Source organism: Butyricimonas sp. Marseille-P3923 (genome assembly GCF_900184685.1).
Taxonomy (GTDB): domain Bacteria; phylum Bacteroidota; class Bacteroidia; order Bacteroidales; family Marinifilaceae; genus Butyricimonas; species Butyricimonas muris.
In genome coordinates this window covers 206,798-232,587 of sequence record NZ_FXXL01000004.1, presented here as the reverse complement: position 1 = coordinate 232,587, position 25,790 = coordinate 206,798, and the positions used below count along the sequence as shown (strand labels likewise).

The window sequence follows — 25,790 nt, the reverse complement described above, 5'->3', positions numbered from 1 at the left end:
GCTATGGATACAAGGAAAGAATTGAAAATCCTCTTTTGGATGATCGCGGTTTTCGCGGCAGTCTTCTTCCTACCGCTCGGAAGCGAACGGTTTATGACAGCTGTCGATGCTACCCTCGACCTTGCGAAATGGTATGCACAGGAACACGTTGTGTTGTGTCTGCTTCCAGCGTTCTTTATTGCAGGTGTCATTGCCGTATTCGTCAGTCAGGGTTCCGTGCTTAGATACTTCGGTGCGAATGCCAAGAAATGGATCTCCTATACGGTTGCAGCCGTTTCTGGTGGTATTCTTGCCGTATGTTCATGTACCATTCTGCCGCTCTTTACGAGTATTTACAAACGGGGGGCAGGATTGGGTCCGGCTGTCGCCTTTCTCTATTCAGGTCCGGCAATCAGTATCCTGTCAATTATCCTGACGGCACGGATTCTGGGTTTTGAAATGGGCGTTGCACGAATAATCGGTGCTGTACTTTTTTCCGTCATTATAGGATTGGCGATGTCTTTCATTTTCCGCAAGGAAGAGAAAGCCAAGAAAGAGGAACAGATGAATATCGTTCCGCCGCCCGAAAAACGCCCGATGTGGCAGACTTCGTTCCATTTCTTTACATTGGTTCTCATTCTCGTATTTGCGAATTGGGGCGCACCAGCGGCTTCTGATACAGGACTGTGGTACGGTATCTTCACTTATAAATGGTACATAACTGGGGCTTTATCGCTTTTGCTGTGCTGGTCGCTTGTCAGGATCTTGAAACTTCGTGTTCTGTGGGTGGTGCTCGGTGCAGTCGTGACAGCCATCTCTGCACTCCTTGCTAATCTGTTTATCGGCAATGCGAAACTGGTTCCGCTTGTGCCGATGATTGTAGCGATTACCGCTCTTTCCGTCATTCTCTTGTTTGATAAGCACGATGAAGAAAATCGGGAATGGGCGTTCGCTTCGTGGGGATTTGCCAAACAGATAATGCCGTTGCTGGCTATCGGTGTGGTAACGGCGGGCTTCCTGCTCGGTTCGACGCATGACAATACGGCTATCGCCGGTATCATCCCGAACAGTTGGATAGAATGGGCCGTCGGAGGCAATTCCTTGTTATCCAATTTCTTCGCCAGCTTTACCGGGGCATTCATGTACTTCGCTACTTTGACCGAAGTGCCTATTATTCAAGGTCTGTTGGCTTCGGGTATGGGCAAAGGGCCGGCTTTGGCTTTACTACTGGCAGGTCCGTCATTGTCCCTGCCGAATATGCTGGTAATCCGTGGCGTATTGGGAACAAAGAAGACGGTTGTGTATGTAGCTCTCGTTATCGTTATGGCAACAGTTTCAGGATTTGTATTTGGCAATTTCTTTTGATTTGCAATGAGAAAGATAGTTCTATTCATCACAAGTCTATTTATTGGATTCGAGGTTTGTTCCGCTCAAAAGGCGGAACAAACCTTTCCGATTACAGGAAAGCCTATCTTAACGGTATTTACCAATTATAAAGCCGGATTGGGAAATGTCAATAATGTATCCGGATTTAATCTTGACCGTGCTTTTGTCGGGTATGAAGGATTTTTTGCCAAAGGTTTTTCCGCCAAAGTTGTAATGAACGTAGAAACCCAGAGCGATGATAACGGGAATACCAAATTCAACGGATATTTGAAAAACGCACAGGTGGATTGGAGAGGATATGGTTTTTTCGTGTCAGCCGGCTTGGTAAACTTGAAACAATTTTCCGAACAGGAAAATTTCTGGGGACACCGATATGTTTTTAAGTCTTTTCAGGAAGAGTATGGAATTGCATTTTGTGAGGATATAGGTGTAGTAGCCGGATATGAATTTTCTCCGGTTATATCTGCTGATATTGCATTTACGAATGGTGAAGGTCGTAAGTTTAAGAATATGGACAATCATTACAAATATGGCGCAGGTGTAACTGTAAAGCCGATAGATGGTCTTATATTCAGATTGTACGGAGATATATACAATATACCTAAGTTTTTAACTGACGGGGATATTATTCAGAAAGATCAATATTCTCTCGCAACTTTCGTAGGTTACCAGAATCAATATTTTTCCATTGGAGCGGAGTATAACCGAGTCTTTAATTATAAATTCGATTCTAAACAGGATGCGAATGGATACTCTGCTTACACTACAATCAATATAACGCCAAAGATGCACATTTATGGTCGCTTTGACTATTTTGATACTGCCGGGAATATGAAATATGATAACGAGGGACACGCCATTATTTGTGGATTTGAATATTCTCCCATTAGGCAGATAAGAATATCACCGAACTATCAAAGTTGGAAATCCTCAAAGGGTAAACGAGAGAATTTTCTGCTTTTAAGCGTCGAGTGTAAAATTTGAAAATTATATTATTTGAACGACATGAAAGTATTGATTCTTTGTACAGGAAATAGTTGCCGCAGCCAAATGGCACACGGGTTCTTGCAATCATTTGATGAAAATATCAACGTATATTCGGGAGGAACAGCTCCGGCAACACAAGTAAATGCCAAAGCTGTAGAAGTAATGAAGGAGGTCGGAATAGACATCAGCTCTCATGTGCCAACACATGTAAACACGTACCTCCATCAGGAATGGGATTATGTGATAACTGTTTGCGGTGGAGCACATGAATCATGCCCGATGTTTACGGGAAATGTACGCCACCGTCTGCATATCGGCTTTGATGATCCGGCAACAGCCACAGGTACGGATGAACAAATAACCGACAAATTTCGTCGTGTAAGAGATGAAATCCGAGAGAAATTCGCAGAGTTTTACATTACAGAGATTCAGAAAAAGGAACTTCCGAAATGTACCTGCGGAGGAAATTGTTAATATTAGACATCCAAATATGAGTAAGAAAAAAGAAGGTATAGGTTTTTTTGAACGTTATCTGACACTTTGGGTAGCGTTGTGCATTATAGCAGGTATTGCAGTAGGACAATGGTTCCCCGCTCTTCCCAATGTATTAGGGCGTTGGGAATACGCCAATGTTTCCATTCCCATCGCCTTGTTGATTTGGTTGATGATTTACCCTATGATGTTGAAAGTGGATTTTCAGAGCGTGAAGAATGTGGGCAAACGCCCCAAAGGTATTCTTGTGACATGTATTACGAACTGGTTGATAAAGCCCTTCACGATGTTCGCCATTGCTTGGGTGTTCTTTTTCGTCTTTTTCAAGAGCTGGATACCTGCCGACCTCGCGGATCAATATCTGGCGGGAGCTGTGTTGCTTGGAGCTGCTCCTTGCACGGCGATGGTTTTTGTATGGAGTTATCTGACGAAAGGAGACGCTGCCTATACGCTGGTACAGGTAGCTGTGAATGATTTGATTATATTGATAGCTTTCGCCCCTATCGTAGCGTTGTTGCTTGGTGTGGGCGGAGTCGCTATTCCGTGGGCTACTTTGCTGCTCTCTGTCTTGCTGTTTGTTGTTATTCCGCTGGCAGCAGGTATCGTGACACGTATATGTGTAGTTCGGAAAAGAGGCATTGATTATTTCAACAATATCTTTATTCACAAATTCGATAAAGTAACCATCATCGGACTGTTGCTTACGCTTGTTATTCTTTTCTCTTTTCAGGGGGAAACAATTCTTGCCAATCCGTTGCATATACTACTGATAGCCGTGCCGCTGATAGTACAGACCATCCTGATTTTCTTTGTGGCATACGGATGGTGTCGGTATCTGAAATTACCGCACGATGTTGCTGCCCCTGCCGGAATGATCGGAGCAAGCAATTTCTTCGAGCTGGCGGTCGCTGTTGCGATTTCGCTCTTCGGCCTACAATCCGGAGCAGCACTGGCAACCGTAGTCGGTGTATTGGTCGAAGTTCCCGTTATGCTGTTGTTAGTTAGGATTGCGAATAATACACGTCAGTATTTCAAGTAAAAAAGATATTCCATGAGAAAATACAGTTGCTATATCCCAGTAATTCTTATCCTTATGTCATTCTGTTCCCTAATATTATTTCGGGGAAGTCTGACCCGATATGCTTCCCGTATCATGACGAATGGAATGGAACCGGAAGAAAAGAGTATTGTTGAAAATATCATTTCGGAACAATATGATTATAGCAAAAACACGAAAGGATACGAATGTACATTTCTCGAATTTGGTTCGGTTGGTTGTAATTCCTGCCGCCAAATGGAATCTGTTATGGCTGAAATTAAGCAAAAATACAGTAACCGGGTAAAGGTGGTATTTATAAATGTAAGCCAAAAAGAAAACAGGGAATTGGTCGATTACTTTGGAATCGTTACGATACCCACGCAGGTTCTACTCGATAAGAAAGGAAAAGAATACTTCAGACACAATGGGTATTTGTCTGCGGATGATTTGTCAAAACATTTTAGATAAGTTTTGGGAATGCTAATTTGTTTTATGAGATTATGAATAAAAAAGACCTGGTCCGTATTATTTCGACAGAGCTTGAATTGCCTATATCACAAGAAAAAGTCACGATGATTCTTGATAAGGCTATTGAAATAACCACCCGGACGCTTGAAACGGGAGAACCTGTGAAATGGTCGGGATTCGGGTCATTGGTTATTAAAGAAGTCTTTCCCAAAAAACTTTATTCTCCCAAACTGGGGAAATATATCATGACGAAAGGCGGTTGGAAAATAGTATTCAAGGAATCAGGTAAAAAGAAGCGTACAAGGTCGGTATAATTTTTTGCTCTGTTTGGGGCACTGCTTGTATGATAGCCTGTAAGTGATTTGTAATCATCGCCGTATGTTGCTCATTCCAAAAGATTACTCTATATTTTAATTGGCGACCATTTTGCAGGAGGTGTTAATTATCAGCGGTTTATTACACGATTTTTGCTATATTTGCGTTCGTAAAACGAATATATCACTAAAAAATATCGAGCATTATGACAAAAGCTGAAATCGTAGCAGAGATTGCGAAGCAGACGGGAATGGAAAAAACGGTAGTAATGAATGTCGTTGAGGCGTTTATGGAAAGCGTGAAGGGTTCGATGATTGCGGGGAATGAGGTGTTCCTGCGTGGATTCGGCAGTTTCATCATCAAGAAAAGGGCCGAGAAGGTAGCCCGTAATATCTCGAAGAACACGACGATTACGATTCCTGCGCATAACATTCCTGCTTTTAAACCGGCCAAGACTTTCCTGGATGCCGTGAGGGAAACTAAATAACGAAACCGATGGCCGTAGTCAGAGAGCGGATTATCCTCCGGAAAGGTCGCCGCAGCGGTGAGAAGATGCCGCACCGAATCGACATCAAGGAACTGGCAGAGGGCGATTCTCTGCTTGTCGAAATTGTCATCGACAAGAAAAATGACTCGGTGTACCGATGTCTGTTCGAGCCTGAACAGCTTGCCGGGCGACGCAGCGTCACTTTTCGGGTCAGCGGTGAGCAGGTGTACTGGTTATCCGGATTACAACCGAAGTTATTGCTGAAACAGCAGGCGGAAAAACTTGTCCCGAACATTGAACATGTGAAAGAGGAAGAACCTAAAAAGCGTGGCGGTAAATCGGCGCCTAAGGAACGCAAAGTGTTGGTATTCGATGAAGAGGGAAAGTTGGAGGCCGTGATGCGTTCTCTGAAGGATGTGGCATCCATGACCAATCTGCGGGAAAAGGCTATCGACAGGCTCTGCAAAACCAAACGGGTGTCATCGGAGACGGGTTATTCGTTCCGATATTGGTGGAAAGTGCTCGGATTCGATATTACGGATTTTACGTTGACAGCCTCGCAGTATGACGAGCTGTGCAAGCGTAAATCGGACTGAAAAGATGAAAGGCGTGGGATGGTTTATTTCTCGCCTTTTTTGTCGGCAGGCTTTTGTTCTGTATCCGGGATGCAGATGAATGCCGTGTCAGAGAAAGTAACTTCGGCGGCTTCATTAGGAGCTAAAATGCCTCCCGCCACGAGTTGCTGCATGATTTCCCGGGCTTGCTGTTCACGGGGAGAACTATTGCCGGTAACAGGTTCTGATTGCGATGCGGACGGGTGTTTCTGTTTTTTGTCCATTGCCTTGTAAGGGTGGCTGTTGCCCCTACAGACCGGTTATGTTATTGATACGAAAAGCGTGGGACATCAGCTTGCCGTAATCGAGGTTCTGGTAAACCCTACACATAACAAGTAACGCCCACGCATAACGTGAGCATTCAGTCTTGTTATCCCATGTGTAGTGAATTTACCAGATTCCGATTTACGGGATAAAAGCCAAACGCTTTCCAATATTTTTCTTAAAACACTGCAAAGATAGCGATTATTTGCAGTGTTTGCATAATGAAGCCGCAAGAACTTATGAAAATACCTCATTTATCAGTTCTTACGGCTCGTTTTCCGACACCCGAAAACTATATATGTCAGCGGACTTTGTACAAGGCAATCAGTCGGCCGTTTTGCATATCGGTGATGAATGTACCGTTGGAGAGGGTGCATTCGTGGATGTGCGTATCTTCGGGGTCGGATTGAAGGAGGGATTGCCGGGTGGTTTCGTCGATTACCTGCATGGCGACACCTTGTACGGTTGCGGTGGTGACATCGGCGGGCAGCGACATGAGCTGTTCCAAGAGCGATTTTTCCATTGACCTGAATGTTGAGACCTTATGTCCCTCTCAGGTCGGTTATACATGCGAAAAGCGTGGGACAGAACCCGCCCGCACCGAGGCTCTGGCAAGCCCACCCGCAAACAAGTTAAGCCCACGCTACGCGCAGGCGTCCACTGTCTGTCTTGCGGGTTTGAAACTGCCAGATTTCGGTGCAAGAACAAAAGCTAACGCTTTTAATATCTTAAATCTTCTACAAAGATAGGTATTCTGCCTGAAAAAACAGGAAATATAACAAAGAAAGCTATCGGGAAAATTCCGATAGCTTTAATTTGATGTTTGCCGAATATATTATTGGGAACAAACAACACCTGCTATACTGCTTGCTGCCCCCAACTGCCATAACGGGCATTCATCCGCTGGCGCAGTTCTTCCTGTTTGGTGTTTTTGTAGTAGTGTTTCTCGATGGTTCGGACGCTATTGCCGGCCATTTCAGCGACGTGGGTAATCGGAGTGCCCGCATCGAGTTCGCTGGAAATAAACGTGCCTCGTGCCGTGTACCACGTCATTTTCTCGTCGATTCCCAGAATCTCACAAACCTTGTCCAGTGTTTCGCTGACGAGGGTTGAGAAATTGTTACGACGCCCCATCTTCTGTTTGTCGGTTACGTGTTTCTCGGTATAGACCGGGAAGATGTAGTTGCCGATGCCTTTGCCCCTGTATTTCCCCAGAATCACGATGAGCCGGTCGATAAGCAGGGGCTTGGCCAGCTTGGGGAATTTGGTACGCTCATAGACAATCATGCCTTCCTTTTCGTTAATCATGTCCCATGTCAGGTTGACGACATCGACGTTGGCCATACCGCCGCTGTAAAAGCTGAAGAGGAAAAGGTCGAGACAGAGTTGCTCCTGCTCGGAAAAGAGGCTGCGGTCCATGAACTCCATCCGGCGGATGATGTTCGGATTGACGGCTTTGGACTCGAACTGTCCCCACGCCATCTTTTCAGTAGCCGCCTCGAAGATTGCTGGGTTGGCTCCGTACATGTGGAGTTCGTCCTTGGCATAGTTTACCAATGCACGGAAGATGCGAAGGAGTTGGCGCAACCCGGCACGGTTCCCGTTTTCGATGCCACGTCGTTCCAGATAAACGATGTATTCCCAAAGGAATTTCTGGGTAATGTCGGTGAAGTAAAAGCGGGACAGGTCTTTGTTGTACTGCTTCTGGGTGAAGGCTGAAAGCGAAGTGCGGAACTGCTTGTACATACCGGCAGTGCCGACACTTTTGACGAGTTTGCCGTTCTTGAATTTTTCGTGGTTCTCGAAGTATTCGATTCTGGCGTTGATGAGCTGGAGAACGGTCAGCACTTTCGATTCCTGCTTTGCCTTTTCCTCTTCTTTGGGTTTGAAGCAGTCGGCCCATTGCAGTACGGAGAAGTTGCGTCCGTCTTTTTCCCACCGTTCGGCGACGGACATGTACTTCTCTTTGAGTTCAAGCAACAGCTGGTTTTTCTTGAGGTACTCGCTGGAAGCGGATTCAAAACTCTGGGTTTCGTTGTTCCAGCATTTGTAAGCTCCGGTGATGCTGACGACCCGGGGAATGCGGGTGTAACCGGTCTTGTAGAAAATCATTTCCAGTTTGACCATCTTGGGGTCCTGGGGGTCTTTGCGACCTTTGAATGTGATCGAACAATACATATCGTTAATTTTTTAGTGGCTCATGTATTCCTGCCGGTTCCCTACATGGGAGCCTACATAAGAATAGAACTATCCACCGTATTCGGGTGGAAACGGAGGTAATCCGTTACCCGACGAATCAATTAACTTGTTGATATGTAGTTGTTTTAGTCTATGCAGATTTTGACTTTATTGGAGTTGGAAAATCCAAGGTGTCTGTACCTGATTTTGGAAATACTCGTTTATCAGATTCTCGAACCTCGTGAGCGTATCCTTGTTCACGCTCTCGCGAGTGATAAACTGCCGCTCGTAGAAACGGGTACAGTAATCAAGCAATAACTCGATATTCGTGACAATAAGCCGTTTACTATGCTTATCAATCGAGTGTTCCAATTCCATCAATATCTTATTCAGACAGTCGAGCACGATTCCCCTCTCCCGTTCCGAAAGGTGCAAAGCCTCGTTCGACTCGTAAGAGAAAAAAGAGTAATTCTTGATATCCCGCGCCAATGACGTACCCCGAATCAAATCGGGATGAAACACCAATCCCCGCCCCTTCGGCTGATAGACCTCGCCCGTGTCCTCGAAACCGACCACCTGTCCCGGGGCGATACAAACTACCGTCCCTTCTTGGTAATCGTAATAATTACGCCCGTAACGCATATCCCCGCACTTGACTTCCTTCAAGAAAAGAGCGTAAAGACCAAAATTCATCCGGCAATACCTTCTCTCTTTTGATTTCGAAAGATCGACAACACTCACGAGAGGGTGCAACGTTTCCTGATTGTACAGCTTATTGTACTGGTCTATTGTTTCAATATTCAATATCTCGTCCATGGGTTCTATTATTATATGTCTGATACAAAGTTAAAAATTTTCTTTATGAATTTATTCCCGACCTGTAAAATGGGTACAAACATCCGTAATCCATATACCATCCTATCACACGAGGTGAAATATCTTTGTAATAAAGAAACCGGATAGAATTAAACTGAAATTTTAACCTAAAACAAAATACACATGAGAAAGAATTTCGTTTTAATAATGGTTTGCATGGTCATGACATTTACAAATTCATGCAAGAATGGCACTTACAGTAAAAATAATAATCAAAACAAATTAACGATGGAAGCATCTACAAAGAAAACGGAGCCGGTGCTAGGTTTAGGCACACCCGTTACGGCAAATTTCACCGGGGAAGCTTGGTTGCAATACCTATCCGGTCAACCGGAGTACGAGTGTAACGTGTACAATGTCACTTTTGCCCCGGGAACACGCAATTACTGGCATTCGCACACGATAGGTCAGATTTTGCTTTGCACGGAAGGCATCGGTTACTACCAAGAAAAAGGTAAACCGGCACGACGCTTACAACCCGGCGACGTGGTGAATATCCCCGCCAACACGATTCACTGGCATGGAGCCGCCCCGGACAGCCGCTTCACGCATATCGGAATTACGCCCAGAGTCAGCGAGAACAACACGGAATGGATGGGCGAAGTGACTGACGAGGAATACTCGGAAGCGATTTCTACTTTCGCGCAAGAAACGCCTAAAAATGAAAAAGATACGGATAGAATCGAATTATGTAAAAAGAATTATACCACCTTGTTCGGCGGAGAAGCATTAACCGGACAAGGTTCGGATCCGGAAATGATGGATATTCTCCAGAAGTTCATCTTCGGGGATATTTTCCGCACCGGCAATCTGGACATGAAAACACGCGAGATGATCACCTGCATTACATTAACCGCGATGCAGACGTTGCCACAACTGAAAGCCCACGCCGGGGCAGCCTTGAACGCAGGAGTAACTCCCGTTGAATTGCGGGAATTAGTTTACTTGTGCGCCCCGTTTATCGGTTTCCCGAAAACACTGAACGCACTTGGCACGATCAACGAGGTATTCAAAGAACGTGGTATCGCCCTACCGTTGGAATCCCAAGAAACCGTGAAAGAGGAAAAACGATTCGAGAAAGGGAAAGAAATCCAACACGCGCTCTACGGCGAAAAAATGAAAGAAGCGTTGAAAACTCTCCCCGCCGGAATGAATGACACTCTTCCCCGCCTCCTCACGGAAATGTGTTTCGGCGACTTTTACACCCGGAGCGGGCTGGATATTAAAACTCGTGAATTATTATCCCTCTGCATCTTGGCAACCCTCGGTGCAGAACGGCAAATCGAATCGCACGCGCAAGGCAACCTTAAAGCGGGAAACAACAAGGAAACCCTCATCGCTGCCATAATTCAATGCCTGCCATATATCGGTTTTCCTCTGGCACTGAATGCGATACATATTATAAAAGAGATTTGATAACTCCACGCATTAAACACATGATAATTAAAAAATCCCATTACTTCAATTGCAAGTAATGGGATTTAAAATTATTTTCTCTTTCTCCCGATCAAGAACATGATGCACCACGCCAGAATGGAAAGCGGAATCAACCAAATAAAAAATAGCTGAAGCCAGAACATTGAATCCTGCGGGATGTTGACATTATCATCCGGTGGACGCACCCGAGCAGTTTCTATCGGATATTCCCCATAAGAGAGGCTGCGGAACATTTCCGTGATCATGCTAAAATTCGCACCGTTCAATCCAGCCCGTTGGGTTGATAATTCTTTCGTGGACAAGCAATCGGCATCACCGAGCACGAATATCCGTTGCTGCGGTTTATCCGGTATATCCCGTGTCAAATATAGCATGACCGAATTGGATTGCTCGACTTCTCCTTTTTCCGGATTCAATTTGGAAGTTTCATTCACAAAATCCGTTGTTTCATACTCAAGCCAAGAGCCCCGGGGAGAAGTTGCCAACACTTCCGAAATTTCAAAACCTTTGTTCCCATCCACCACTTGAACGGCACACGCCGAAGGGGTTATTACGGTATATCCCCGTCTTATCATATCCATAAAATAGGGCGAAGCTTTTAACGCTCCCTCCATGACATTCACGGCAATAATATCATCTAAATATTCTTTGGACGGAGCTACCAGAATTCCATCAGAAAAACGCAATCCCAACTTCTCCACCACGGGATTCATGAATGTCTGGCGTTTCGGTTCCCCTAACACAATCAAATTACCACCCCGCTCCACATAAGCATCATAATTCGCTTGTTCTTCCGGGGTAAAAGCTGATTTCATATCGGCAAGAACCAATACATCCACGTTATCCGGAACGGGCTCCCCAAGCATCAATTCCCGAACTTGATAACCTTGATTGATCAGTGCACTCCGGAACGTCGGATTCTTGGCAAAAGCGGCATATCCCCGATCCCCGTAATCATTACATTCACGTTCCCCATGTCCCTTGACAAACGCTACCAGAGGTGATTTGCCGACCAACGTTTTTAATGCCGCCGTGATCTCACTCTCGAAGGGATGGACATACATATCATTATAGATACGCAAAAATGCTTTTTGACCGTTATCCCGTTTGAAAACCCGAACAAAACGTCCGTTTTCTTCCGAGATATCATCCATTTTCTGCACCTCCTCCGCAGAAATGAACATTTCCGGGTTATAATCGTATCCCTCGCATACTTTTTTCATTCGTTCTTCCACGGACAAATCTTTGTACACCTTGTCATAGTGCTGGTTTGTACCTTTCCCGTAATAATACACGTAATTGATTTTCATCTCGGGTTTGAAGCGCACGTAGTTCTCGAAACGCTCCATATCGTAATTTTTAGAATCCGGAGCACCGTTGTACCAAGTATCATCCAATAAATTCACGTATGTCGTCAAGGTCAGCCCCCCGTCCAGTTGTTTCACTATCTCCTGACTATTCTCTGTAAGGGTATTCAATTTCGTCGCCGTTGCATCGTAATAAACCATCATTTGAGGACGTGAAGAACCATATCCTGCCAATAACACCATAGCGAAAACAAACAAGTAACTACCGGACGTCCGCCACACGGTCCTCTTCAACCGTTCCCCTTGCAATTTAATGAACGTGAATGCCAAAAACATGAAAATAACCAACACGAAATAAAAAATATCCCGGCTACAAATCATACCTTCCAAAAATATCTTCGAGCGACCGGAAATGGACAACCAATAAGTCAAATCCCGCACGAAGTCAATATTTTGCCCAACACCGCCGATAAAATTCAACACGGCTAGTACCGCCAAAGTCCCGATTGCCGCTACAACTTGGTATTTCGTGATCGTGGACATAAATAAACCGATAGCCCCATAAGCGCATACCGTAAGAAACACACCTAACAAAGCCGTGAACATTAACGGAATATCCGGGTCCTTTATCGTGAATACCGTGAAGAACAAGGGAATCAACAATATACATACCAAAATCAAACCGTAAACTACAATCGAGAGATATTTTCCCAATACAATCTGCAAGTTTGAAACCGGAGATGAATAAAGCAGTTTGATAGAACCGCTGCTCAACTCCCGGCTCATTAATCCCATCGTTAAAAGTGGGATATACAAGTAGAGATAATTCAACATTTGTGTAAATACCCCACCATACCCTGCCAATAAAGACCTCGTCAAATAATAAGGTCTGTATCCCATCGCCAGATCACGCAACTGATTAGCATATTCATCACAATAAGCCAATCCTGCTTGAAAAGCAAAAACAATCAGTACCATCCAAGCTATCGGGGAAAAGAACAGAACTCTCAGTTCTGTCTTCATTATTCTTGTTATTGTCCTCATCAATATAAATTCTTTTAGAATGATTTTCCAGATAATTTAGCGAATACTTTATCCAAAGACTCTTTTTCCAAAGATATCTCTCGCAGATGCCAGTTATTGCTAATCGCTTTATTTACAACTCTCCCGACAATAGCGGTATCCCCATCCGTGAAGTGTAAACGGATACGGGTTCGTGTCAATCGCTCCACCCGCTCCATGCCTTCTATACTTAAAAAATCGGCATCTTCTTTGGGGGCATTGTGCATAATCACCAATAGCACACTGGGTTCCATGTAGTTATTAAAATCTTCTATCGTTCCTTTAAATACCGTATTTCCATGTTCAATCATCATGATATAATCACATGTTGCCTGTACTTCCGGAAGTATATGTGTCGAAATCAATACAGCCCGTTCTTCCGCTATTCCCCGAATCAAATGGCGAATTTCCATGATCTGGTTCGGATCCAACCCGTTCGTGGGTTCATCCAGAATCACGAACATCGGATCATGGATAATAGCTTGCGCTATCCCCACGCGTTGCTGGTATCCCCCGGAAAGATTACCAATCACCCTTTTGCTGAAATGAGTGATGCCACATTTTTCTTTAGCCCGTTCCACTGCAGCCGGAATATCCGTTTTCGGCATCAAACGAATATCAGCACAATGGTACAAGTATTCATCAACGGTCATATCCATGTGCAAAGGGGCTTTCTGGGGTAAGAACCCGATAAACTTCTTCGCCTGAATCGGATCTTTCCGAAGATTTACCCCGTTGATAAAAACATCTCCTTCCGTCTGAGTCAATACATTGCATATGATATTCATGGTCGTGGACTTACCGGCTCCATTGGAGCCCAACAAGCCAAACACTCCTTTCGTTTCAATCTCGAAATTTATATCTCTGATAGCCCAATCCACACTATAACGGTGTGAAAGACCTTTCACTTCAACTATTTTATTTGCCATAACTTATTTATTTCCGTTTCCTACGAAATATTACCACGATTCCTAACATACAGATAAGCAAAGGGAAAACACACATGCTACCCCAATTTACCCACGAACGGCATCCTTTCGGAAGACGCAGGCTGGTATCTATATAATCCGCTCTTCTCGTGTCAACAGGGAATTGTTCATTCGACAACCAACGAAATGAACCATTGATAATACTGTAATTGGATGCACTGATTCCCGTGAACTGAGAGGTCAACGCTTCGTTAGCCACCACGTCGGCATCCCCTGAAATCACGATCCGCTGTTCTTTATCACCGACCTTTCGGCTTAACGTGACCAACACGGCATGTACTCCTTTTTTCTCTCCCGCTTCCGGGTTATACCCAAACTCCCCGTCAACAAAATCCGTTGTTTCTTTCTCGATCCAAGCATCCTGATCTGAAACCAATACCGGAGTCACCTCAAAATCTTTAACGCCGGAATAATCAATCGCTTGTGCCGTAGGTAAGGCTACCACGTAATCATATTTCTGCAATTTCTCGTATGTCGGATATTTCTTCGCCGCTTCCGGGGTAAAGAAACCGACAAGTACCGTCGGAGAAGTGTATTCATTTTTATTCACCACCACGCCTTCTTCAAATTTAACACCTAAAGACGCAACCAGTTTATTCATATTCACTTCCCGGTTATATTCACCTAAAATAAACAAATTCCCGCCTCTATCAATATATTTCTGAACGTTATTCATTGCCACGTCAGACAATGGTTCCCGCAGGTCGGATATAACCAACACTTGGATCGAATCGTCAATTTCATCTTTATCCAAATCTATTGTTTTCGTGTCGAAACCATTGTTCAACAACGATTGACGGAACCACTTATCCTTGGCAAACAGGTAAAATCCTCTTCCCCCGTAATTATCCATTTCCCGCGAACCGTACCCCGTGGAGAAAGCAACCATCGGTGAAGGTGAAATAAAACGTTTCAAAGCAGCCGAAATCTCCGCCTCATCCGGATGTTTATTATTATCATTGAACATTCTTAAATAAGCCTTTTGCCCGTTCTCCCGCTCCACGATGCGGAGAAACCTGTTCAATTCCGGTTTTAAGTCAATCACTTCCTTGAGCTCATCCGGCGTCATAAACATCTTTATATCCAAACGGTTCGCTTTGCATAACAGATCAACCCGTTCGTCGTCCGTCTTATTCGGGTACCTCCATTCCAGACTCGGGTTATTAGCCTTATCATAGTAATAGACGTATTTCATTTTTATATCCGGCTTAAATCGGAAATACTTTTCAAACCGTTCAAAATCCTTATTCCTGTTACGGGGTAAACCGTAATAAAAACTCTCGTCCAACAAATTGACATAAGTCGTAATCGTCAAATCTCCTTCCAAATTTTTAAGCACGTCCTGACTTTCCTTGGAAAGCGTGTTTGACTTCGTGTACGTCGCATCATAATAATACTTCATCGAAGAAAGCGAGGAAACGTACCCCAAGGCTATTGCCATCACAACAATAGCGCTGTATTTCATCACCTTTGTCTTGAAAGACATAATACTCTTTTCCGTGTTCAATTTCAGTATGGACAACGAGAGAAAGAAACCGATGACAATCAAGAAATAAAGCACGTCGTCACTTGCCATCAACCCCTCGATAAATGAATCCGAACGCCCGGTGATAGATAACCAATACGTGATATTACGCACGAAATCATACTCCTGTCCGACACCGCCTATAAAATTCAAAATTGCAAGTATCGCTAATGTTCCGATAGCCGCAACCACCTGATATTTGGTAATTGACGACATAAACAATCCTATCGCGGAATAAGCCAGTATCAATAAATACAACCCCAGCATTCCGGTAAGTATCATCGGGTAATCAAAGTTCACGACGGTAATCGCGGCAAACAACACAAATACACCCAACACTGCCATTAATGCCAAACCGTATATCATCATCGATAAAAATTTCCCCATGATAATGGAAGCATTCTTTACCGGGGAAGAATACAAAAGTTTGATCGACCCACTCTGGTATTCCCGACTCATCAATCCCATGGTAATTAACGGGATATACAAATAAATATATCTTTGAATAGGAGGTAATATACCCTTCATCCCCACGAACACGGCAGAAGTAACCTGCCACAAATCATATCCCATATCCTGATATCGGATTTGCTCGCCAAACACCCGGGCAAAAGCCATCCCGATCTGAAAACCGAATATCACTAAAACAAGCCAAGCCACCGGGGAATAGAACATCGAATTCAACTCGATCTTCGCTACGCGAATAGCAGTCTTTATATTATTATTCCATTTCATCTTACTCCATATTTTTTGTTTTTCCTGACAATTGCGCGAATATTTCATCCAAAGAACAACGTTCTACCACCAAATCTCTTAATTCCCAATCATTCGCCTCACTTGCTTCTATATATTTTTCCGTGATCCCGCTATCTTCTTTAAAATAAATCCGGAAACATCCCGGTTCCAATTCCTCGATACCTTTATTCTCACACAAAGAAGACAAGACAACTTTACCGGGAGAGCGTCCGAGTTTGATGACAAAACTCTCGGGAGCGATATAATTGTCAAAATCTTCCATGCTGCCGGAAAATACCAATCGCCCGTGTTCTATCATCTTGATCTCGTCACAAATAGCCTGCACCTCCGACAGAATATGCGTGGATAACAAAACAGCATGATCCTCCGCAATCTCCCGGATTAAATTCCGGATATCCACGATCTGATTCGGGTCTAACCCGTTCGTGGGCTCATCCAATACCACGAACTTGGGATTGTACACGATAGCTTGCGCGATCCCCACCCGCTGTTGGTAACCGCCCGATAAATTCTTTATCAAACGATCCCGAAAATGGGTAATGGCACAACGTTCCAAAGCTCGCTCAACAGCCCCGGGTACCTCCTCGGCAGGCATTAACCGCAAAAAAGCCGAATGCTTTAAATATTCTCCCACGGTCAAGTCCGTGTACAACGGCGGCTGTTGGGGTAAAAAACCGATATACTTTTTGGCTTCAACCGAATCTTCCCTCAAATTAATTCCGTTTATAAACACATTCCCTTCAGTCTGATTCAATACCCCGCAAATGATATTCATGGTAGTAGATTTCCCCGCTCCATTCGAACCCAACAAGCCAACTACCCCATTTTCAGCTATTTCAAAGTTTATATCCTTGATAGCCCACTGCACAGAGTACCTGTGGGACAAATGTTCCACTCTTACAATAGAATTTTCCATACGATACAATTAGTGATTTACATACAAATACGTTTCCTATTCTGCATTATACTCTCGTGTCGAAGTTTGAGAAACATCTACAATTTCTCCTCCTACGTTAAACACCGATTTTTTAATTATAAAAGGTTTATTTTTATCTCGAATATCCACTCTCATAAAATCTCCGTTAGCCAATCCGACACCGACTTCTTTATGCCTAGAAGAAGATAAGTCATAATGTATCGCAGTCACCTTATCGTCAAAAGTCATAAATATACCTTCTTGATAATTACTTCCACAATCAATATAGCGCAATTCATTATCCTTGGTGTAAAAAATAAACTTTCCGTAATTACCCGGACTATTGGCAGATGTTATTAAAATTTTATTCGCTTTTGTCAATTGTACCGGACATTCCACCTCTTTCATATAAGAATTATTCAGTGCACTGGCATAATAGGCTGGAGGATTACTATCCAGAACAAAATCAGCAATATAAGTTTTACCGGCTTTATTATAAAGCATCCTGAACAAGTTTGCAGTATAAGGACTTAAATATTCTTCTCCTTTTTCACTGATAGCCAAGACTTCTACATCCTCACCCAAATCCCAAACAGGAACGCTATGTCCGGTACCGGCAGGTGTTATCGGGAAAACCGCTCCCAAAGGAGTATACCACTGATTAATTGACAATACTCTATGATTCTTTCTGTCATAAACTAAACGATGGGAAGTCCACGTTGCCGTCTGACCATTAGCAATAAAATCTATCTCATATCCCTTAGCATCCACCTCATACGGTTCCGTCAAAAACTTCCCGCCTAAATAATTATCGGAAAATAACCGACGGAAAAGACGACCGTCTTCTGCCACCAAAAAAGTCAGCTGCTTCGTATAATAGGCATCAACAATACTAAAATTCACCGGAGTTCCATCCAGAAACTCATCTTTCAAATCACTTGCTTTCTTGAGGCTTTCATTACTGACCTCATAAGCGACTTTATCCGTAAGAATCAACGTGGCACCGGAATAAGCAGATAGCGCAGGAGCGTGATGATCTAATAATCTCCGTGGACTCCCGGGTATCGGCTCTCCATTCATCATCCGATAAATCCCTATCGTATTTTCAAAAGTCGTATCTACTTTATTTCCGTTATTCTTTTTCGTCATCCGCTGGTAAGAAAGTTTTGAATTACCTCCGTCTTTAGAAAGAATCATCCAATTTCCTTTACCATATCTAGGAATAAAATTATATAACACGGTAGTCATATACTTTAATCCTGTCGAATTTTCCGTTATACTATAACTCCCGAGTAAATGTGATGACGGAAATTCCGTAAGCCCGAGCATTTCCATCGCTTCATCCGTGGGAACATTAAAATCTTTTTCCGTACATAACACCACGCCATTCACTTTCCATTCAAAACTCAAATCAGCCATTCTCTCCAACGAATCCGGCGTATCAAAACGGAATTCCCCTTTCATAATTGTAGTTTCTCCCTCGTAACAATACATGTTATTGGGGTATTTAAAAAGAAAAGTTGGAGATGATTCAGGCAGATAAGTGTAATTTCCCTCATCTTCAAAACATCCAGCCATAAACAATGCAACAAATAATGTTATGTATATATATTTGGTTCTCATAGGACATCTAATTAAAAATTATAAAGCAACTTTCATGGGTTCTCCATCTTCATCCAGAATCTCCGGATCTTGATTCAATAGCCAATTTTTAAATTCCAGCGTCAATTGAATAGCTCTATCGGGACGCTCGGCGATTAACTCCTCACTCATCTCCGCTTTTTTATCAATCTCATTCAAAAACAATTTATACTTCTTATCGGAATAAACTCCTAACAAATTATTTACGACCTCTTTATTCCACCATGTTGGTCTGTCTGTTGCTGTTGTCAAGATCAGTTTAGCCCGAGTCCGTTCAATCTGTCCCAATTTCAAATACTCGTTGGGTATAATTTCAACAACCAAAGTAACTCCGTTCGGCATGGACTCAATCCGGTCACTCCGGTGAAATTTTATCTTGATTACATCACGCACATCATTAGAGTCTTTGTTCACTGTATTGGTGTGAAAAACATACGCCGGATCTATTGTATATTCCTCCGGGTTAGCCGTAGTTTCCTCCTCTACCACTTTCAATTGAAATTCTCGATTCTCTTTCAACGTATCCCCGGATAATAATACGGTCAAGGCTGCTTCAATATCCTTGGTTCCATCGGGATAAAAGAAAAAAGAAGCTACAGTAGAATCAGCCTGCGCCAAGCCGGGATACACTTCATCGATATAGAACTTCTCGAAATAAATTTCATTCTTATCAGTAAATATTTCAATCTCTCTCCTGTCACACGCCCCGAACACGACAGCCAACAGTAACATAAATATCACATATTGTTTTTTCATCTCATTTTACTTTTAAATTTTACATAGATTGGCTTGCCGGCATAGGAACAACAGCTTCCTGCCGTTTGAAAGGACGTTTTACGCCTTTTCCGAAATCGACATCCGCGTTCAATCGTTTATAGAGATAGAACAATTGTCCTTCAGAAATCCATTCCCGACGAGCGTCAATAACCAACTCTTTCACAAAATCTTCCCATTTATCAAAAGAGATATCATCCCAACATCCTCTAGCTCTGCGAATCTCGTTCAAAATATTAGCAGCCTCTGTCCAATTTCCTTTTCGAGCATAGCACTCCGCCATGATATATTGCATTTCTGTGCCCCGGATAACAGGAAGTATCGTCACATTCTTTTTACGCATCGCTTCATCTTCATGATAGAACCATTTACCGGAAACGGGATATATGTCTTGTGCCAAGAAAATCATTTTCGAGTAACGAATGTCGTTGGCGGATTCATCGCTACCTTTTGAAGATTTAAAAATATTATCTGTCCGCACAACAAAATATTGTGCCCCAGCTCCCGTGGATTCTTTCAAGAAATACGTTCCTAACCACAATTCGTCATAGGCTTTCGCGTTATACACTGCAAATATCAGATTGTCGACCAGACGCAGGTTGGACTTACCTTCAAAGGTCTCAGCCCTATTATCTGTCCCGTTCGTTATACCCGTGGTCTTGAATTCATAAAATGTAAATTTATCCCACTGGCTGGCTTCATATTTAAATTTCAACACCGCATCTGCTGCTTCAAAAGCATCATCATATCTCTCTGCGTATTGGTACGCGCGAGCCAACAAAGCCGTTATCGAATAATAGTTTAATCGATAGCCGCGTCCCTTGAAAAAATCCGTCAACGCACTAGGCTTACTCCCTAATTCCGTGTAAGACGGGAATTTATTATAAAACCGGGCATCCCCCGTACACACGGCATTCATCGCGAGTGCTGACGTATCAAAATCAAACACAAGTTCTCTCGCTTGCTCCAAATCGGTTATAACCTTATTGATACACTCTTTTACTGACATTCCTGCTGGTTGAATATTAGGATATTGCTCTACATAAGGAACATAATTTGCCCCGTCATCGCTTATCGGAGCGGGAGCAAACAATCGTAACATATCAAAATGCATCAATGCCCGGCACGCGTAAGCCTCTCCTAATATCATATTGCGCTCCATTGCCCCGAATTCAAATAATTCAGGAGTTGTATTTTCCACTAAATTCTGAATCAGGTTATTTGCATTGGCAACAACATTATAAGCAGCCATCCAAGTTTTTTCGATACTTGCTGCCAGTTGTACCTGCCCGTAATTCATCTCTCCACAAGCTTGAAATTCTTCCACCCCATTATTTTCAGGACTAAGATCATATTGCTGAGAAAAACCGTCCAACATCGCGAATGACAGATTCTTTCCATACAGCGATGACTTTCCCATATTCTTGTACAATCCGTTCAATGTAGAACGATAACCTTCCGCCGTACTAAAGATTTGCTCTTCCGTGGCTTGCGTCACAGGCTTCAAATCCAACCAGCTTTCACAAGAAGACAGGATAAAAGCCGTCGCGAATAATAATAATTTTATACGTGTTTTCATCTCTTTATTTTTTAGAATCCGACATTCAAGGTTAAACTATAATTTCTGGCATAAGGATAACTGATTCCCCGTTCCTCTTTCACACTTGACCAACGTCCCAGATCATTCGCGTTAAAACGTATTCCCAAAGAAGCCAAATGCCACCTGCTAATCAAATTAGTGGGGAAGTCATATCCCATAGACAGACTATTAAAAGACAAATAATTATAATCTTGCACGAAACGGGAAGTCGGACGAATATAAGGATTCGCTTTCATATCATAATAAGGCACCCTGTTTCCCGGTTGGCTCCAACGTTCAGCCAATACCCGTTTATCCACATTTTTATTTGTAATATCGGCATTTTCAACCCGATTAATCAAAGTCTCATTATAAGTCTGTCCACCCCATTGGAAAAGGAAAGAGGCATTCAGGAAAAATCCTTTATAAGATACATTCAACCCGAAAGCCCCTTGAGCATCCGGAGTCTCGTCGCCAACAACAACCTGATCATTGGCATCCCATGTATAGGTACTGGTCCCGTTCTTTTTAATAAACTTTTCCTTACCGTTAGACGGATCTATTCCGGCAGAACGAACGGCATAAATTGCTGTTGTAGAAGCCCCCACCGTGTATCTTTTTAATGGAGCACTCCGTAAACCGATATAATAACCACTTTCTGCCCGGTCATTATAATTCTCATCCAAAGCCTTATTGTAAGCCTCTGCCGCTTTACCTAATTTAGTTATTTCATTACGATTGGATGCGACACTACCGATAACTGTTACCATCCAGTCTTTATCCCTATATAGAGTGGCTCTTAAATCAACTTCCACACCTTTGTTCACAACAGTCCCCGCATTCGAATAATAAGTTGCAAAACCCGATGATTGGCGTATTGAAGTTTCATCAATCATATCTTCCGTTTCCTTATGGTAATAATTTACCTTCACGTCCAACAATCCATTCCATAAACCGAATTCAATCCCGGCATCAAGAGTGTTAGTCGTTTCCCACTTCAATTTCTCATTTCCTAAATAATAAAGATAAGAAGCAGGTCCCGTGTAATACCACGCGTCACTATCCATTGAATAAGTAGTTACTGCCGTATAAGAAGGAAAATTCACCTTACCGGTACTTCCGTATGATCCGCGAATCCTTAACAAGGTAATCATTCCCATGTTTTTCAAGAAATCATAGTTATGAATATTGATACCGGCACCCACAGACCAAAAAGGAGCAAAACGCTTATCCGCACCAAATTGAGAAGAACCATCCAAACGCCATGATCCGTCAAAAAGATAAATATCATTATAAGAATAGTTCACACTAGCCAATAAACCGAACAAACGAGAGTTCGTTTCATCATGTTTTGTTTTGTCCTTTTGCTGAGCGGCAAATTCGGAAGAATGTACCGTTCCCATAGGAAAGCCCTCAAAAGTCATACTATTCGTTGAAGAGTGGGATTCCACCGCTTCAATTCCGGCAGTTGCATTAATAAAATGTTTTTTAAACTGACGATTGTACAGAAAAAGACCTTTTGCCGTCCAACTGTAACTTTCTGTCAAAGCTCGATCCAGTCGTCCCAATTCGTCAATAGTATTAAATACTCTTTGCGTGTCGAAATACGGGTCCCGAGGGTCCTTAAACGTTTCTGTTTTGGTATCCGTTTTCGTGATACTAAACTGTCCTTTAAACTGCAATCCTTCCGCTAAATACCAATTAATATTAAAATTGTCTATCAACTCGTTATATCTGGTCTTTCCACTATAACTATCTAATGTAGCACTGTATAACGGATTAGCAATATCACGACCTAATAGAGGTCTGTACGATTGTATCAGTTTACCCTCATCATCATGAATTCGCCAATAAGGCAACATATCAACGTAGGTACTAAAATTTCCATAAGGAGAATTTTGAGAACGGGTTGAATTATAAGAAACATAATTACGTATTTGCAATTTATTATAGCGATAATCCAAGGTTAATCCTGCCCCCATGCGATCCCGATATGACCCCTTCATCACTCCCCCATTCGTTTCATATTTCAAATCAACCCCATAACGAATGCTTTCAACACCTCCTTCGACATATACACTGTGTTTATGATTAAACACATTCCGCAGAGGTTGAGCCATCCAATCCGTGTCATACCCTCTTAACACTTGTTGCAACAACTCATTATATTTCATCTCGTAATCCACAGCAAGGGACTCATTATCTGAACTATACACCCCACACAAACGTTCCAATTCAAGTTTCTCCGCGGCATTACATACATTATAATCAGAAAGATCCGGAAGATCTAAAGAGAATGTTCCATTATAGCTCACCATCAATTGTCCCGGTTTGGGTGCGATTGTCGTGATAACCACAACACCATTCGCGGCACGGGATCCATACATTGCCGTGGCCGCAGCATCTTTCAATATGGTAATTCCCTCTACCCGGTTCATATCCATATCATACACTTTCTGCACGTCTACTTCAAAACCATCCATAATAAATATCGGGAGATTCGGGTTATCCTTCAAATCGGTATGTTGTTCTTGTTTCATTTGTTCTACATCCAACCCTTTCTTCATACCGATACTCGATTCACCCCGAATATTAAACTCAGGCAAAGCATTCGGGTCTGAACCCCACATCGAATTTTCCCGGATACGAAAAGAAGGATCAAACACCTGAAGCGCACTGATAATATTCTTATTATTCGTTTTCATTAACTCACTCCTTGTCACCGCAGTCGCGTTTCCCGTGAAACTCGATTTCCTGATATTGTTGTACCCCGTCACGACCACTTCATCCAAAGCCTCCACGTCCTCTTCCATCATCACGTTAATCTCTTTCTGATTCGTCACCTTCACTTCCTTGGAAATCATACCTATAAACGAGAATACCAGCGTGATGTCTTTCTGATCCGGCAACGTGATTTTATACACTCCAGCCGTATCCGTCACCACACCTACTGAAGTACCTTTGATCAACACTGTGACTCCCGGAAGTGCTTCTTTTTTATGATCCGTGACCTTTCCCATGATCGTCTTGGCTTCCTTTTTCTCATCCTTGGGAGCCTCCTTGATAATAATCATGTCATTCTCGATCTCCGCAATAAATCCGGTACCTCTCAAAGCGTTTACAAGGACTTCGGACAACAAGGCATTCCGCATTTTTACAGTGATATTATTCACCGTTTTGATCTTGTTATAATCATACAAGAATCCCATGTCGCACTGACTTTTGATAACGGTAATCAACTCCTCGATTCCCGCATTCCTCAAATCAACCGTGACCCGTTGATTTTGTGAATGAACGGCGGCATTCAATCCGAAATTAAACACCAGCAAAAAGATACAAAGCTGTTTCATTAATAAAATCATTTTTTTACACCACCTTTTTTTGAAAGGCGTGTACATTTTACCTCTTTTTTTCATAGATTTGTGTTGTAAAAATTAAACAATCGAATAAGCTTGCCGGCTTATCGTGTGACAGGGGAATATTGCCGTATTCTCCTGTTTCATTTTTCTATCTCATCACCTGTACTACTTTTTTATCTATTACAAATTTCACATCACTCGTGCGTTCTATCAAACTCAACAAATAGCTGAAATCACCGAATCGCTTTATTTCTCCCGAGAACATAACATTCTTCACGTCTTCACTCCGGTAGAAAACTTGAAAATCATACCAACGTGCCAACGTGGTAAGAATATCTTCCAAACGCTTTTGCTTGAACACGTACACACCATCTTTCCAAGCAACGTATTCCGCCACATCCACATTCCGTTCCGTCACCACACCGCTTTCCTTATTAAAAGCAACTTGCATCCCCGGTTGTAAAACATAGCTTTTATCCGTTTTTCTAAAATTGACTTTCACTTTTCCCGAAACCAAAGTCGTATAGTCGCTCACCTCACCCGCGTAACAAGTAACGCCAAAACTTGTTCCCAGAACAGTGATATCCTGTTCCCCGGCATGAACGACAAACGGTCTTGCCGTATCCCGCTTTACCTCGAAATAAGCCTCACCCTCCAAGTACACTTCCCGGCTCTCTCCGGCAAAAGCAACCGGGTAATTCAGCCGGGAAGCAGAGTTAAGCCACACCCTAGTCCCGTCCTCCAGTTCAATCTGGTATTCTCCCCCTCTCGGTACACTCAATTTATTATACACGATTTCTCTTGTGCCTTGTTCTTCTTGTGGCGACACGTAACTCAATCTTGTACTATCCGCAATAATCCGGTTTCCGGTTTTCTCTTGAAGTGAATAATGTTTCTCTCCCAGATAATACACTGACCCATCTGCCAACTCCAATACCGCATTATTCTGCCCGGGTACAATCTTTTGAACGACAGATTGTATTTTAAGCTCCGAGCGTTTATACGTGTACAAAAACAGACAACAACCCAACACGACAGCCACAGCCGCCGCAATTCCCGCACTCCAGATAAAAAAACGCTTCTTCTCTACTTTTCTCTGCTTCTGCATCCGGTTTTCAAATATCGACCATGCTTCCTGTAACTCGGTCTTCGACAACTCCCGTTTTTCATCCCGTAGCAACTCGTCCCGTATCTTCTCGTAATAACGACGATGTTTCACGTCTTCATTCAACCACGTGTCAAAAACCTCCTCCTCTGCCGGAGAGAGAAGTCCTTCTATCTTTCGATATATTAACCGGGTTGATATTTGTCTGTTTCCCATAATTCAATGTTCAAATACACCCCTATAACGGCTTGCCCC

Annotated in this window: 21 protein-coding genes and 1 pseudogene; 10 read left to right on the top strand and 12 right to left on the bottom strand. The window is 43.0% G+C overall.

The window, feature by feature from the left end; genetic code table 11:
- Positions 1-3: 3 nt before the first annotated feature.
- The 8 genes from CS948_RS02630 (at position 4) to CS948_RS02595 (ending at position 5,749) form a co-directional block, all read left to right on the top strand.
- Positions 4-1,344 carry a permease gene (locus CS948_RS02630; protein WP_099290203.1) on the top strand — a complete coding sequence of 447 codons (1,341 nt, stop codon included), beginning with the start codon at positions 4-6 and terminating at the stop codon, positions 1,342-1,344.
- A 6-nt stretch (positions 1,345-1,350) separates the two neighbouring features.
- A complete protein-coding gene (locus CS948_RS02625) occupies positions 1,351-2,349 on the top strand; it encodes a hypothetical protein (protein ID WP_099290202.1) in 999 nt (332 codons plus the stop codon).
- Positions 2,350-2,370: 21 nt separating this feature from the next.
- Positions 2,371-2,826: an arsenate reductase ArsC gene (locus CS948_RS02620; protein ID WP_099290201.1), complete on the top strand. Its 456-nt coding sequence runs from the start codon at positions 2,371-2,373 to the stop codon at positions 2,824-2,826.
- 16 nt (positions 2,827-2,842) lie between these two features.
- The gene (gene arsB, locus CS948_RS02615; RefSeq protein WP_099290200.1) at positions 2,843-3,883 is read left to right on the top strand and encodes an ACR3 family arsenite efflux transporter; all 1,041 of its coding nucleotides are present in this window, start codon (positions 2,843-2,845) and stop codon (positions 3,881-3,883) included.
- A gap of 12 nt (positions 3,884-3,895) precedes the next feature.
- Positions 3,896-4,351, top strand: a complete 456-nt coding sequence (locus CS948_RS02610) for a co-chaperone YbbN (RefSeq protein WP_099290199.1) — start codon at positions 3,896-3,898, stop codon at positions 4,349-4,351.
- Between the two features lie 32 nt (positions 4,352-4,383).
- Positions 4,384-4,665, top strand: coding sequence for an HU family DNA-binding protein (locus CS948_RS02605; RefSeq protein ID WP_141560867.1), 282 nt, complete (start codon positions 4,384-4,386; stop codon positions 4,663-4,665).
- A gap of 206 nt (positions 4,666-4,871) precedes the next feature.
- The gene (locus tag CS948_RS02600) at positions 4,872-5,153 is read left to right on the top strand and encodes an HU family DNA-binding protein (RefSeq protein ID WP_099290197.1); all 282 of its coding nucleotides are present in this window, start codon (positions 4,872-4,874) and stop codon (positions 5,151-5,153) included.
- 8 nt (positions 5,154-5,161) lie between these two features.
- Positions 5,162-5,749, top strand: coding sequence for a hypothetical protein (locus tag CS948_RS02595; protein WP_099290196.1), 588 nt, complete (start codon positions 5,162-5,164; stop codon positions 5,747-5,749).
- 23 nt (positions 5,750-5,772) lie between these two features.
- Here CS948_RS02595 and CS948_RS02590 read toward each other — a convergent pair whose 3' ends face one another.
- Positions 5,773-5,991: a hypothetical protein gene (locus tag CS948_RS02590; protein WP_099290195.1), complete on the bottom strand. Its 219-nt coding sequence runs from the start codon at positions 5,989-5,991 to the stop codon at positions 5,773-5,775.
- A 338-nt stretch (positions 5,992-6,329) separates the two neighbouring features.
- On the opposite strand from CS948_RS02590, the gene CS948_RS21545 reads away from it, so the two are divergent.
- A complete protein-coding gene (locus CS948_RS21545) occupies positions 6,330-6,557 on the top strand; it encodes a hypothetical protein (RefSeq protein WP_176554881.1) in 228 nt (75 codons plus the stop codon).
- 332 nt (positions 6,558-6,889) lie between these two features.
- Here the strand turns inward: CS948_RS21545 and CS948_RS21810 are convergent, their stop codons facing one another.
- A complete protein-coding gene (locus CS948_RS21810; RefSeq protein WP_240053562.1) occupies positions 6,890-8,209 on the bottom strand; it encodes a phage integrase SAM-like domain-containing protein in 1,320 nt (439 codons plus the stop codon).
- Between the two features lie 207 nt (positions 8,210-8,416).
- Positions 8,417-9,025 (bottom strand): annotated as a pseudogene (locus tag CS948_RS02570) (AraC family transcriptional regulator); the annotation flags it as partial.
- 183 nt (positions 9,026-9,208) lie between these two features.
- Between CS948_RS02570 and CS948_RS02565 the strand changes: the two are divergent.
- On the top strand, positions 9,209-10,501 hold the full coding sequence (locus CS948_RS02565) for a carboxymuconolactone decarboxylase family protein (RefSeq protein ID WP_176554880.1): 1,293 nt from the start codon (positions 9,209-9,211) through the stop codon (positions 10,499-10,501).
- A gap of 71 nt (positions 10,502-10,572) precedes the next feature.
- Here the strand turns inward: CS948_RS02565 and CS948_RS02560 are convergent, their stop codons facing one another.
- The 9 genes from CS948_RS02560 to CS948_RS02520 all read right to left on the bottom strand — a co-directional run bounded on the left by CS948_RS02560 (position 10,573) and on the right by CS948_RS02520 (position 25,751).
- On the bottom strand, positions 10,573-12,873 hold the full coding sequence (locus CS948_RS02560) for a Gldg family protein (protein WP_099290192.1): 2,301 nt from the start codon (positions 12,871-12,873) through the stop codon (positions 10,573-10,575).
- A gap of 14 nt (positions 12,874-12,887) precedes the next feature.
- Complete coding sequence (locus CS948_RS02555) at positions 12,888-13,820, bottom strand: ABC transporter ATP-binding protein (protein ID WP_099290191.1); 933 nt, start codon at positions 13,818-13,820, stop codon at positions 12,888-12,890.
- Positions 13,821-13,827: 7 nt separating this feature from the next.
- Positions 13,828-16,140: a Gldg family protein gene (locus CS948_RS02550; protein ID WP_099290190.1), complete on the bottom strand. Its 2,313-nt coding sequence runs from the start codon at positions 16,138-16,140 to the stop codon at positions 13,828-13,830.
- Position 16,141: 1 nt separating this feature from the next.
- Positions 16,142-17,077: an ABC transporter ATP-binding protein gene (locus CS948_RS02545; protein WP_099290189.1), complete on the bottom strand. Its 936-nt coding sequence runs from the start codon at positions 17,075-17,077 to the stop codon at positions 16,142-16,144.
- Positions 17,078-17,113: 36 nt separating this feature from the next.
- The gene (locus CS948_RS02540; protein WP_099290188.1) at positions 17,114-18,700 is read right to left on the bottom strand and encodes a PKD-like family lipoprotein; all 1,587 of its coding nucleotides are present in this window, start codon (positions 18,698-18,700) and stop codon (positions 17,114-17,116) included.
- 18 nt (positions 18,701-18,718) lie between these two features.
- Positions 18,719-19,474 (bottom strand): DUF4843 domain-containing protein, encoded by a 756-nt coding sequence (locus CS948_RS02535; protein ID WP_099290187.1) that lies wholly within the window; start codon positions 19,472-19,474, stop codon positions 18,719-18,721.
- 19 nt (positions 19,475-19,493) lie between these two features.
- A complete protein-coding gene (locus CS948_RS02530) occupies positions 19,494-21,071 on the bottom strand; it encodes a RagB/SusD family nutrient uptake outer membrane protein (protein ID WP_099290186.1) in 1,578 nt (525 codons plus the stop codon).
- 11 nt (positions 21,072-21,082) lie between these two features.
- A complete protein-coding gene (locus CS948_RS02525) occupies positions 21,083-24,487 on the bottom strand; it encodes a SusC/RagA family TonB-linked outer membrane protein (RefSeq protein WP_099290185.1) in 3,405 nt (1,134 codons plus the stop codon).
- A 91-nt stretch (positions 24,488-24,578) separates the two neighbouring features.
- The gene (locus CS948_RS02520) at positions 24,579-25,751 is read right to left on the bottom strand and encodes a FecR family protein (protein WP_099290184.1); all 1,173 of its coding nucleotides are present in this window, start codon (positions 25,749-25,751) and stop codon (positions 24,579-24,581) included.
- Positions 25,752-25,790: the final 39 nt, after the last annotated feature.